Consider the following 13,492-nt stretch of genomic DNA (forward strand, 5'->3'; position numbering starts at 1 on the left):
TAATGAAAGGAACTAACAATTATGATTAACAGAGATATTGAAAAAGAAATGAAACTAGCAAGTCAGGACTACCACAACACGTTTTGGAACGTACTGCGCGACGCAAATGGTAATGCGAACAATATTGCAGGAAAACTGCGCCACATTCATACAGGTGCCTATGATTTGCCGACTTCTTCTCTAGCAAAACTCGAAGCAAAACTTGCAAACAAAAGTAATCTTAGAAAACTGTGTACAGTGGTAAAAGCACACTCGCAATCAAGCAAATTGTTCATCTATGAAGGTACACCGTTCACTAAATGGATGAAAGATTATGATGCGAATATCATTACGCATATGCCTATTAAAGATGGCTTTAAGCGTATTGATGTAACGGATTATACCCTAGTTAACCTTATTCGTTTGGGTACGGATTTTACAGCTGATCTTGACTTTGATATCGAAGAGTTCATCACAAGCGAACTGACAAAGCAATTTACATTGAGTGAGTCGGAAGCTTTTATAAATGGCGATGGGATAACTAAGCCGACAGGAATTTTATCAGATACATCAGGTGCTGAGGTTGCTGTGCAAGCAAAAGAGATTTCCGCAGATACCATCAAACATTTATTCTTCTCGCTAGATAGTAAGTATCGAGAAAATGCCACGTGGCTTATGAATGATGAAACTGCTCTTTATCTTCAAACCTTAAAGGACACTACCGGAGCATACATCCTACCTGATTTTGATGGCAACTTAATGGGCAGACCTGTGGTCATTGACAATGCCATGCCTTCTTCGCAAAAGGGAGCAAAAGTTATCGCCTTTGGTGATTTTTCCAACTATTGGATTATCGAACGCCATAACCCAACCATCAAGGTTCTAAACGAAATATTTTCTCTTATAGACCAGATAGGTTACCTCTCTTTTGAGTATTTGGATGGGAAACTGGTACATCCTGAAGCAATTAAAGTATTGCAACTTTCTTAAACAAGGAGGTCAAAATGCATGGATGAACAAATTAAGGATACACCGGTAAAAACCGAAGTGTTAAGAATCGGAAATACTGAATTTACGGTTAACTCTCTTGAAAGCAAGAGTGCTCAGAAAGGTGTCAAAGACCTAATCAAACACCTTATTTTAAGCAATTTAAACCATGTAATAGAAGCTAAATAACTTGATAAATTCTGAGTTATACGGGAATATATACTGACCGCTTGAAGGCTGTCGGAAAGGAGGAAAAACAGATGAATAAACTAAATAGACAGCCTTCTTATACTCTAGATAATGTAGGCAAGATAACGGCACTTTACTGCCGTTTATCCAAAGACGATGAATTACAAGGTGACAGCAATTCCATTATCAATCAAAAGAGCATGCTGAAAAAGTATGCCGAGGATAATCATTTCAACAATCTTATGTTCTTTGTAGACGATGGCTACTCGGGTACTAATTTCCAGCGACCTGATTGGCTTAAATTAACTGCTCTCATTGACGAAGGAAAGATTGGAACCATTATCGTCAAGGACATGTCACGCTTGGGTAGAGATTATCTGCAAGTTGGTATGTATACAGAGATGGTATTCCCTAACGCTGATATTCGCTTTATTGCAATAAATAACGGCGTAGATAGCAATAATCAGTCAGACAACGACATGACACCTTTCATCAACATCTTCAATGAGTTTTATGCTAAAGACACAAGCAGAAAAATAAAAGCTGTGTTTAAAGCAAAAGGACAAAGTGGGAAGCCGCTCTGCATCAATCCTCCTTACGGATATCTTAAGGATCCTGAAGATAAAAATCATTGGATTGTAGATGAAGAAGCTGCCAGTGTAGTGCGTGAAATCTTTAGACTCTGCGTTAATGGGTATGGGCCTAGCCAGATTGCCAATGAGCTAATCAAAAGGAATATTCCAACACCTTCTGAGCATTTTTTCTCTCTTGGTATTAAAATTCCTTCCGCGAAATCGGAGATTAAGGGAGTCTGGAATCAAAAAACTATCTCTAATATGCTTGAAAAGCAAGAATATCTTGGGCATACGGTCAATTTCAAAACAAGAAAGAAATCGTACAAGTGCAAGAAAACATTATTGAATCCCAAAGAAGACTGGCTAATTTTCAAAAACACACACGAAGCAATTATTGACCAGGAAACTTTTGATATTGTTCAACGTATAAGAGATGGTAGACGAGTGCGTACCAATCTTGGAGAGATGCCGGTGTTATCGGGAATGCTATTTTGTGCGGATTGTGGTAACAAGCTTTATCAGGTTCGAGGAAAAGGTTGGAGCCATGATAAAGAATACTTTGTCTGTGCTACATATCGTAAGCAAAAAGGCAAATGCTCATCACATCAAATTAGAAATATTCAGATCGAAGCAATACTGCTTCACGAGCTACGAATGATTACTTCATTTGCCAAACAGCACGAAGAAGAGTTCGTGGGACTTGTGATGAAGAAAAGCGAGAAAGAACTAACCCAAAAGTTAAAGTCCTCTAATAGGGAACTCGAGCAAGCAAAAGCAAGAATTAGCAAACTTGACACAATTGTTCAGCATCTCTATGAAGACAACTTAGACGGTAAAATTTCTGATGAACGATTTAAGAGCATGTCTGAGTCCTACGACAAGGAACAAGCTGAACTGAAAAGCAAGATTGAATCCCTTGAAGCCTTTATTTCTAAAGCGCAAGAGGAATGTCTCAACGTGGATTCTTTCTTGAAATTAGTACGACAATACACAGATATACAAGAACTTAATGCAGAGATCATTCGAACCTTTGTAGATAAGATTTATGTTGAAAAATCTGAAAAGGTAGCAGGTACAAGAACCAAGAAACAAACCATATGGATACAGTGGAATTACATAGGTGCAGTTGATATTCCACTCCATAAGTAAAATCGGCGTAGCCGGTAGTAATACCGATTACGCCGATAATTTTTTAGGAATTAAATCCCTAAGTGAATGCCCCTAAAAAGTTCTTCTTTTTTATTTTTTCCCATCTAAATACTGCATGACTGCTTTAGCAACTGCTTCGGCTAGCTTACAAGGTACCGCATTCCCTATTTGAGTGTATATACGTCCCTTATTTCCACAAAAAATGTAATCGTCAGGAAAAGTCTGTATCTTTGCTGCTTCCTTTATCGTGATACGCCGTAACCGCTTAGGTGCTTCCTGAAACTTTGGTTTAGTACTGCTGTTTTCTAGAGATTTGTGATATTGTGTTACCCAATCCTGATTTGCATTTCCATACAAGTACTCTTCATCAACAAATGGAGTCTTATTACCGCCCATAGATGCGGGTAGCGTATTAGCATACTCATCAACATTTATTGGTCTTCCTTGTCCATTAAAATACATTCCAGCGTATGGAGATTTTCTCATAATTGGATTTGTTGCAAATGTAATTTTAGCTGTACAGGTATTTGGATTACGTTCGGTACCCGCCCTTCCTAAATCTTTTAACACTTCTCTAACGCATGGAGCAGCATTTATCTGACTATGCAAAAGTTGGTGCATAGTAGCACCAAAAGTTTTATCATCACAACCCTTCAAACCTATAAAAAACACCCGTTCTCTTTTTTGTGGTACGCCATACTCAGTTGCATTCAATAAATATATTTCACAATTATATCCGATGGATCTTGCTTCATCTAAAAATCTCTCTCTAACAGACTTCCATTTTTCTAATTTGCCCAACGCCTTGACATTCTCCATGATAAACATTCGAGGCTGTACAATACTAACAACTTTAAGGAAACTGAAAATCAACTTGCTTCGATCGTCGTCTGGATTCATTTTACCAGCAACAGAAAATCCTTGACATGGAGGACCGCCGAATACGAGATCTACACCATAATATTGAGTGAAACAATCCATTATATTATTTATATCGTCATTCACTAATTTTGTTTCAGGGTGGTTGATGCGGTATGTTTCACTTGCTTCTTTTACAAGTTCATTGGCAAAAACTACAGATACACCAGCATTTTCAAATCCAACATCCATTCCGCCAGCACCACTAAAAAGAGAGACTGCTTTTATCGGTTTCACTTAGTTGACTCCTTACCATTCACTTTTAGCACTAGACATTTACTATTAGAATCTAAGTAGATATCAAATTTTGTCTTTCCTTTTTCGATATTTAAGTTTGATAAAATCGTCTTAGGTAGTCTTATTCTCATATCTTGCTGTAAAACATATGTGTCTAAATATATAAATTCTTCTGTCATAGTCTTCTCCTTTACTAGGTTAATTTTAGCCTAATTTTAGACTAAAATCAACCTAACTTTTAAGCAACGCATATGAATTCCTATTGTTTTCTTAGCATCAAAACTACCGTACTAAATCTAAAACATAGTACATTCTCATGCATAAGTTCTATTAAACTAGCTATAATACATACTCACTAAATCAAGAACATATACCTAAAAAAGAAAAAGTCTAGCGTAAGTTCACGCCGGACTTTCATTCACGTTCTTCTGCTTAGTCAGCCTACAATAAGCCCTTATTTACAGTGTTCTTTTAAGCAACAACCACCAAACTTTGTATCATTTTCTGTAAAGTCATATCTATTTTCATTACGTGTTGGATACAATGAAACCTTGCCCTTGAACTCTGAAACTATTGATCTATACTCTGAAACTTTAACTTTGAACTCTGAAACCTTATTTTATCCATCAAAAAAGACGGTATTGATACCGCCTTAACCATACTGACTATCCACGTTGGGGACCTAATTTTTATGCTGATTCCTTTCCTACATTGCCACCTTTTTCCATTTCCTGATCTTGGTTCTGAATGTTCCAAAAGGTGCAACGGTATTCACGTGAATAAACTTATACACTTCCCATACTGCTGTTTTGGTCGCTTCATCCGCCCAGACCCTCATATGTGGCTTGAACAATTCCGCCTCACTTAAGGAATCAATCATCATGTAGATTGACGTAATATTTTCTTTTAGTCTCGCTTTTAATTCTTCTAACGACAAGTGAGCATAGGTATCAGTAAACCACTGGTATAGTTCACCCAGTTGATTCCACTTAAATTGATCAGACGGAGTATCTACCTTCCGCCCATTTTGCTCCTCTTGTTCCCATTGCAGAAGCAAGGTCGTCCAGCCGACTTGATAGGCAAGATTTTCTGCTGGAGTGCGATCGACTTCATCCACACGCTTATCTTTTAATATCTCTGGAATCACATCAAATTCAGAAATGTACTTCTCGAAAGTTTTCTTTATCTCTGATTTCAGTTCTTCTTTGCTGCTATAAGCTTTCATAAAATCACCCCTTTGTTTTACTAATAACTAAGTAAAAAATCCATTATCTTAATTATATGTGACAAATAAGCCCTTTAACAGCAAAGAGCACGTCCGCAGCTAGCCGATATGCTATATTGTTTTGTCTTATTATGCTGCCTATTTAATATAACGTTTTAGCTTTGAAACATTAAAAAAAGATGGCTCTAACATATCGCTAGAGCCATCTTCTAATAAGCAATGCTCGTTACTTAAAACAAGCGTGCTTACTTATTGTTTTCTTCCATCATTTTCTTCTTACGAAGAATTGCAAGTCCAGCAATCGAGAAACCTATAGCTGCAAGCAATCCTGCAAATGATGCTGATTCACCCGTCTTAGGAATCATGCCAATATGCTTTTCAGGCTGCGGCTGAGGAGCTGGTGTCTGAGGATTTGGTTTAAGTTCCGGAGTCGGTGGATTAGGCACTGGATCCGGTGTCGGTGTAGGTGGGTTTGGAGTTGGATCCGGATTTGGTGCCGGAGGATTCGGAATCGGATCCGGTGTCGGCACAGAATCTTTCGTGTAAATAGCATACACAGTCATATCGCTATTAACTTTGCTTGCTCCAGTAAACGTCTCACCCTTACCGTTTTCCTTTGTATTCCATTCCTTGAAGGTACAACCAGCCTTCGTTGGATTAGCAGGCATAGACTCATTAGGCAACGCATCAGTATCAATAGCCATACCAGTTTCTACCTTTACTGTTGCATGCGTCTTATCGCCGTCCTTGAATGTAACCGTGCTTTGAGCAGGCTTCTTCACTTGGAAGGAATAAGAGATTTGTTTAGACTTATTTTCTTCTCCGTTCGCATCTAACCCTTTAGAATCCTGTTCAGCTGCAAAAAAGAAATAATTGCGATTAGCACAGTTATTATCTCTTGCAGTGGTTGCTTTCACAAAATTCTCTGTGGAAGAATTGGCGAAATCATAGAAACCGGATACCGTTCCACGAATTCTATATTTTGTACCTTCAGTAGCTGTCTTTTTCACAGATAGACCAGTTACTGAAATCACGATATTGCTGGTATCTACATTTTTAACTTCTTTAATAATGTCTTGCCATTTCTGAGTTGTTCCAGGATTATCTTTCTTCAATGTAACAATGAGTGTTTTACCATTAGTTGTCTTGGTTACATTAGCTGAAAACCCCTGAAGCCCACTAACTTTAGCAGACACATCCTTAGCTACTTCTACACCATCTGGAATATCTAACGTAAAAGCAAATCCTGCATCAACCTTACCGTAGCTATTGTGGAATTTCTCAACATCAGAGTCATTCATACCACCAACTCTTGTATAGTTTAGCGTCCAACCATTGAGATAACGCTTAAACCATGGGATACTAACTGAAAAATCAAGATTCAGTTGATCCCCAGGCTGTAGTTCACCAACCGCTTTGGAATCCGTTGCATCCTTGAGCTTTAGATCACCGTATACTTTAAGTTTATCAACTGGATTTTTAATTTCATCTTGAGTTAATAAATCATTTTTCCCAAAGCCAAATGGGTTGACACGCTTTTCGATAGGGCTTGTAGGATGTTGTCCTGGTTTTGTATCTCCTTCTGCCGTATCTTGCCCTGCGAGATAACCATATCTTTCTTCAAAATTCATCCCAGGCAAGAACCAATACGTATTAGAGCTATTCACTATCCCCGCATTTGGAGTACTAGTCATGCCGTCTAAAGAGTTAAATGGAAAATCAGCAATCGCTGTTTTACTTGGAGAGGTTAAATACTTAGGGAATACCCCATAATAAGTTTTCCCTGTAAAACCATCGGTTATCTCTTTCTTTTCCACATCAACCCAATACGTATTCTTTAGTGCACTATCGGTCAAATATTCAGACGGAGCAGCCAACAAATCCTTAATTAAATATGGAAGCGGTTCGCTCTTATCCGCAGCAAACACTGGTGACACAAATGCTGTTGATGCAATCAATGTGGCTGATACTATCGTTACAGCCATATTTTTTAGTAATTTCATACAAAGCCTCCTACGGTCTCTTGATTTCAAGTGACTTTAATGGGGAGGTGATGTTAACGATTGGATCACTAACTGGGTGATTGCCAAATTTGTATAATTGACAAATTCCTGAACCAGTTATAGTTCCAAGTAATTCTTCTTTTCCTTCTACGGTATATGGGATATTTACGTTAATTTCGTGCCCAGTTTGATTACGTTCACTTTCTACAAGCTTAAAGAATTCTTGATAATCATTCCAATTTCCTAATTGAATGGTGATAACAACTGAATTATCCTTTTCTACATATTCAGCCTCAATGCCACTGATAGCAGATGAATTTTCCGTAGCTTTAATTCCCGTCTTATCAACGTGGAAGTTAGAAGGGAATTTTACCGTATACTGAGCAATAGGGAACTTTTCACCTTCACTAGACATGATTATATTTTCAAATTTCCAAGGTCCAAAACCTTGTCCTTTTATTTCTTTCTCATATACTTTGTAGGCTCCTTCAAAAAGGTCAGCAGCTTCCACGCTTGCGCTTATAGTACCTGTATAAGAGTCTTTTTGCCCTTCAATTGGCGTGACGGGAGATGCAGTTACAGTCTTACTCACATCAACGGTTCCTGTAATTTTCTTTAAGAAAAAGGATCCGCTTACGTTTAATTGACTATCAACTTTATATACAAGTTGTCCTTCAGCCGCAAACGCTTGCGTAGTTCCGGCCATTACACCAAATGCTACTAATGTTGCCATCAATAGACCCATCGTCTTTTTTACTAATGTTTTCATATTTTCCTCCTTATCAATCTAATAATGTTCTTTTTATTGTTTTGAAAAATTGCATAAAAATAGGCAGAAACACATACCTATCCATCAGGTATATATTTCTGCCAATTAAAAAAGTCTACGTGAAAAAAGACAGAACTACACTGTCTGTCTGTCTGTCTGTCTGTCTGTCAAGGATTTTGTCAGTCTTTTCATGGCTTGTCAACCTTTTATGCTAATTTTTCTTGTGCTAATTATACAAGAAAAAATCTATATTGACTAGCCTTTATATATTGTATATTTGTTATTTTTACTCGTCTATTTTCATTACGCTCCCATCTAGCTTCATTACGTGTTGTATACAATGAAGCTTTGCTTTTGAACACTGAAACTATTGCTCTGTACTCTGAAACTTTGATTTAGAGCATCATATTATTTCTTACTATATTATGCTTGTAATACTGTATATCCCCACTTCACCAGCTGGGTGCAAAGTGGGTGCACTTTTTAACGTTAACATCCTGTGCACTCGACCCCAGAGCGTTGACATCTTCCCACATACAGCAAAATCACGCTCAAAAACCGCAAGAACCCAGCTTAAAACTGCCACGCATTAAACCTTTTAACGATAGCCCTCGCTAAACCCTGCTACACAAGGGCAAACTTGCACCCACCTAATCAGCCTTTGACATCAATACAACACTCTCGACGTGATGAGTATTTGGATACAAATCAAACGCACGCAAAGACTGAACGTTGTAACCAAGTTCTCTAAAAGTGCCGACATCGCGAGCAAGACTAGTCGGATCGCAAGCAACATACACAACGCTTCTTGCTCCAGAATTCGCAATCTGCTTACAAACTTGAGCTTTGGCGCCAGCGCGCGGAGGATCCAACACAACAACATCTGGATGCGCAAATCGGCGAACAATCTTAGATGACTTACTCGCCTTAAACACCTGTGACTCAAGCGTTTGCGCAACATCACCTTCAAGAGCTTCAACAACATCTCTACTAAGACCAGCACGTCCAATATTTCTCCTTGCATTCTTTACAGCAATCGGAGCACCCTCAATACTAAGCACGTGAGCTGGTTCAGCAGCCCCACTAGCACCCGCAGCACCACTAACACCAACACCAACAGCAGAACCCCCGCTCACATTAGCCAAAGTAGCAAGCGGAATAGTAAACAAACCCGAACCAGAATACAAATCCCACAAAACCGTATTTTTACTACGCCCACCAAGCGTAGAACGAACTAATCCCAAAACATAGTTCACTAAATGCTCTGGAGCTTCGCGATGAATCTGCCAAAAACCGCGCGCATCAACATCGTAATCAAAAGTACGCATACGAGATGAATCACCATCAACAGCAACACGTACACGCTCTCGCAACAAAGCAGAACCTGCAACAATCTCATCGTTTACTATAAGCGCATAATTTTCGCCAATCGCACTAAGAAGCGCAGCCTTATCACTAGGATTATCACTAGAATCAACACCAAAATCCAGACCCTCAACCCTAGGCTCTGGAACAGCAAGGCGAATTTGCGAATTCGGCTCAAATTTACGATTCCACAAATCCAAAGAATCCGCAACAGCTAAAACAGCACGCGATGCAAGTGGCATAGTATCAATCGCAATGCGATCATGTGACTCGCGCTTTCGCATAGACAATCGCCCTTCATTATCAGCAACCAACTCCATGCGCGTACGCCAATTAAATCCGTTAAGCTCCTCATCGCCTGGCATTCGCTCAACTCTAACATCGTTATCCAAAACATCCATATGCGCTAAACGCTGGAATTGATTGGCAATCACGGAAGATTTCCAACGAATCTGTCCAGGCAAAGAAACGTGAATTAAATCAGCGCCTCCAACTCCGCCGCCCTGAGCCAAGGGACCCGCGAGTTTCCATTTCGGCTCCACACGATCCGCGCTAGGCTCTAAAACTTCCACAACTTCACCAGTGAAAAAGTGAGCTTTTGCACGCATCGGCTCATCCATGCGTACAACGACCAGCTCTCCAGGGAGCGCAAATCGCACAAACACAACGCGTCCATCAAGATGACCTACACATCTTCCTTGATCTGCATAACGCTCAATACGCATCGTAACTTGCATAGACTACCCCTTAATTTTACGTTTGGACGAACTGATTTTCATCACTCTAATTTACAGCTACAGTGCTCGAGCTTTGATTTTCTCCACGATGATTAGTTTCACGATGATTTTCTCCGCTCTGATTTTCTTCGCTATAATTTTCCCACGATGATTATCTTCGCACTGATTATCTTAGCCCTTATTTATTTTCACTCTGATTTACTTCACTCTTATTATCTTCACTCTTATGAGGTAATGGAAGATTAGTTTCATCCTTATTATCTTTATCTTTATCTTCACGATTTTTATGATGCAATCTCATAAACGGAGTTGCAATAATCAAGTAGGAAACCCAAATCGCGAGCGCCCAGAACGGCAATCCCATAATCAATCGAACAGTTCCAAGCCACACAAAGTGATTCATCAAATATAATGGCACTTGCAAAATAAGTCTTAACGCAAAAACGCAAATCCACAATCCAGTAACATACATGTAAGCTCGCTTAAGCGGCTTATAGTCAAGCCACTCATGAAGCCAAGCGCCAAAATTTTCAGTAGGCATTTTACGAATCGACTCAATCACAAGCCCTAAAGCAGGCACTCGAACAATTAGCGATATAGCAAGAAAAACACCGTAAACAGCATTGGTAATAAATCCCAACACGTAATAGTCGCCAGCTTTATGACTTGTCCAAACCCAAATAAGGCATATTGTAATGGAAACAAGTCCGCTAATTACTCCCATAAGCGACTGCTTCTGAATAAGACGAATCACAACTTGCAAAACAGCAAGAACAGCGGATGCAATAACAGTTGTCTGCACGTTTCGTGTTACAACATAGCAAATAACGAACAATAAGCCAGGTAGCATGGATTCAACTATTCCTCGAACTCCACCAATTGAATCAACTACAGAAAAATTGTTTCCTTTAGATCCAATAGAAGCCAAAGATGCCAACCCTGAGCGTTTCTTATTTGATGTATTATGGCTTAAACCATTATTCTCCAACAGCGTATCCTTTTACTATCGAACTTATACAAGTCATATTAACTAGACTTATTCACAAGTACTTCTAACTAGACTTACAGCTAAACGCATTCATTAGACTTAAAACTAAGCCTAATATGATTATTACGAAACTTACTACTTACAACTACTCGCAACTACTTACGATTACTTCAATCGCAAATATCTAGCTTGAAACCGAAAGCTTATCGATATCTAACTTATAGAAATCTAGATTACTTCTATCTAATTTCTGAGAACATAGGGCCACGAGTAAGAGTAGTCTTAACTTCAACTTGCTGATCTTTACCTAAAGGCCTATCATCACGCTTTAGAATAGAATCTTGAGAACTATCACCGCTTTCACCAGAGTTCTCACCAGAGCTTTCACCAGTAGCATCTTCCACTTCAACAGTAGCTTCAGAAAGCCCTAGTGCATCTCTCAACGCTTCAGCGCGCTGCTTAGCAGTTATTGGTTCATGCATAGGAATTAAATCACGAGGAGCCATAGGTTCATCTCCTCGATTCACAACAATATTTGAGAACCAGCCATTAAGTGCTAAAGTTTCATCACTATTTTTCATAGATTGTTCAGCAGCCTGCCCAGAGAATATGCCACGAAGCATCCAACGCGAACCATCTACACCAACAAATCTAGTTTGTACAGTTTTACCTTCAACGCTTACTGGAAGAAGCAATTCTTTACCAAAAGCTCCATCTATTTCAGTTATTTTGTCATTACTCTCAATAAGCTCTTTACGAATATCATCCCAAATCCCACTAGACTTAGGTGCTGCAAATGCCTCGATTGACACGCTTGATGAACCATATGTAGCAATAACTCCCATTATATGATTTGTTTCACGATGCTTCTTCAAACGCAACGAAATTCCTTGAAGGAACGGTAGATAAAAAGAACCCAAATCCAAATAATCACTATAGTCTGGAACATTATCATCATTGACATCCCAAGGACCATGCTGTATTTCACCATCATAATCAGAAGAATTAGCAGAATCAGCAGAATCATCATAATTATCAGACGTTTTTGAAGCGCTGATATAATTGTTATCTTCTTTATTATCTAAATCTTGTTGTTTTTCACGCGATTCTTCCACTTCCTTAGTGGACTTTGCATTAGCAGCATGAGATCCGCGCTTAAAACCAAACCAGCCCATCATTCCTCGTTTCTTATAATTACAACTTAAAAACAATCAGCATTATATAAATTATTTAAGATTGCTCGACTCACTAAGACTACCACAAGCAAAGCACCATATTTATGCGTGTATTGAAACTATTTTCTAAATTAAAAGCAAAACAATACTAAATTTAAAAAAAGTCACAACAATACAAACGCACAACGAAACAATGAAACTACTATCACAAATTATATCGAATCGTTAAAGGAGCATGATCCGACCATCTAGTATCGTAACTTTGTGCTCGATCGATAACAAATCCGCAAGCTGTTTCAGCAAGCTCTGGAGTAGCAAATTGATAATCTAATCTCCATCCAACGTTATTATCAAACGCCTTACCGCGCTGACTCCACCATGTATATGGACCTTGAATATCTCCTGCAAGCATTCGCATAACATCAACAAACTCATACTCGTTAATCCAACGGTCAATATAAGCACGCTCTTCAGGCAAGAATCCAGCATTTTTTTCATTAGCTTTAGCATTTTTTATATCTAAAGCAGTGTGCGCAATATTAAAATCACCGCATAAAATCGCCTGATTCCCACCGCTTGCAGCGATATCACGAAGTTCACCTAAACGAGTGAGCATTGTGTCTAAAAATCGGAATTTTTGATGCATTTTTTCAACGTCATCAACATTGCCAGCATGAACGTAGACACTTACAACAGTAATCTCATAACCTTGCGGAGTGAGCACATCTGTTTCAATCCAACGTCCAGAATCCACATCCTCACTTAAACCAGGCAATCCATAGCGCTTTCCAACTACAGGAAGTGATGTAACTAGTGCTACGCCAGCACGACCTTTTACTTTGCAAACTTCGTTGATATACGTAAAATTGTCGTTTTCATGAGAATTTTCTTTAATCTCATTATTTTCAGATTCGATATATCCAATTTTAATTTTCGACATAATTGCATCGATTGCATCTTGAGGAGCACGCACTTCTTGCATACACCACACATCAGAAGTGTGCGAATCAGACCAATCAAGCATACCCTTTTTAGAAGCTGCACGAATACCATTTAAGTTTGAAGTTGTAATTGCAATCATATTAAACCTTCTGATTTTTACGTATATATAAGAGTCTAGTCTAAACACAAAAATACGAAAACACGAATAAACAAGAAAAACAGGAAAGACAACAGGAAAGACAAAAACAGCAATA

12 protein-coding genes are annotated in these 13,492 nt (G+C 38.8%); 3 read left to right on the forward strand and 9 right to left on the reverse strand.

The window, feature by feature from the left end; all coding sequences use genetic code 11:
* Positions 1–21 precede the first annotated feature (21 nt).
* From HXT27_RS00555 to HXT27_RS00565, 3 genes are all read left to right on the forward strand, one after another.
* Positions 22–969 (forward strand): phage major capsid protein, encoded by a 948-nt coding sequence (locus HXT27_RS00555; protein WP_004121942.1) that lies wholly within the window; start codon positions 22–24, stop codon positions 967–969.
* Between the two features lie 18 nt (positions 970–987).
* Positions 988–1,155, forward strand: a complete 168-nt coding sequence (locus HXT27_RS00560) for a hypothetical protein (protein WP_004121940.1) — start codon at positions 988–990, stop codon at positions 1,153–1,155.
* Between the two features lie 71 nt (positions 1,156–1,226).
* Positions 1,227–2,879, forward strand: coding sequence for a recombinase family protein (locus HXT27_RS00565; RefSeq protein WP_050567752.1), 1,653 nt, complete (start codon positions 1,227–1,229; stop codon positions 2,877–2,879).
* 90 nt (positions 2,880–2,969) lie between these two features.
* Here HXT27_RS00565 and HXT27_RS00570 read toward each other — a convergent pair whose 3' ends face one another.
* The 9 genes from HXT27_RS00570 to HXT27_RS00610 form a co-directional block, all read right to left on the reverse strand.
* A complete protein-coding gene (locus HXT27_RS00570) occupies positions 2,970–4,034 on the reverse strand; it encodes a DNA cytosine methyltransferase (protein WP_082266231.1) in 1,065 nt (354 codons plus the stop codon).
* Positions 4,031–4,213, reverse strand: a complete 183-nt coding sequence (locus HXT27_RS00575; protein WP_075523306.1) for a sucrose-6-phosphate hydrolase — start codon at positions 4,211–4,213, stop codon at positions 4,031–4,033. Before HXT27_RS00575 ends, HXT27_RS00570 begins: the two co-directional genes overlap by 4 nt.
* Positions 4,214–4,740: 527 nt before the next feature.
* A complete protein-coding gene (locus HXT27_RS00580) occupies positions 4,741–5,259 on the reverse strand; it encodes a ClbS/DfsB family four-helix bundle protein (protein WP_020757400.1) in 519 nt (172 codons plus the stop codon).
* A gap of 245 nt (positions 5,260–5,504) precedes the next feature.
* Entirely contained in the window at positions 5,505–7,262 is a 1,758-nt protein-coding gene (locus tag HXT27_RS00585) for an InlB B-repeat-containing protein (protein WP_225362600.1), read from the reverse strand.
* A gap of 10 nt (positions 7,263–7,272) precedes the next feature.
* The gene (locus tag HXT27_RS00590; protein WP_020757402.1) at positions 7,273–8,031 is read right to left on the reverse strand and encodes a hypothetical protein; all 759 of its coding nucleotides are present in this window, start codon (positions 8,029–8,031) and stop codon (positions 7,273–7,275) included.
* Between the two features lie 650 nt (positions 8,032–8,681).
* Positions 8,682–10,133 carry a class I SAM-dependent RNA methyltransferase gene (locus tag HXT27_RS00595; RefSeq protein ID WP_422113160.1) on the reverse strand — a complete coding sequence of 484 codons (1,452 nt, stop codon included), beginning with the start codon at positions 10,131–10,133 and terminating at the stop codon, positions 8,682–8,684.
* 178 nt (positions 10,134–10,311) lie between these two features.
* Entirely contained in the window at positions 10,312–11,121 is an 810-nt protein-coding gene (locus HXT27_RS00600; protein WP_103043513.1) for a DUF3159 domain-containing protein, read from the reverse strand.
* Positions 11,122–11,360: 239 nt separating this feature from the next.
* On the reverse strand, positions 11,361–12,296 hold the full coding sequence (locus tag HXT27_RS00605) for a DUF3710 domain-containing protein (RefSeq protein ID WP_082266323.1): 936 nt from the start codon (positions 12,294–12,296) through the stop codon (positions 11,361–11,363).
* Between the two features lie 205 nt (positions 12,297–12,501).
* Positions 12,502–13,377, reverse strand: a complete 876-nt coding sequence (locus HXT27_RS00610) for an exodeoxyribonuclease III (protein WP_103043512.1) — start codon at positions 13,375–13,377, stop codon at positions 12,502–12,504.
* Between the last annotated feature and the right edge of the window lie 115 nt (positions 13,378–13,492).

The organism is Gardnerella bivia (genome assembly GCF_049262715.1).
Classification (GTDB): domain Bacteria; phylum Actinomycetota; class Actinomycetes; order Actinomycetales; family Bifidobacteriaceae; genus Bifidobacterium; species Bifidobacterium vaginale_A.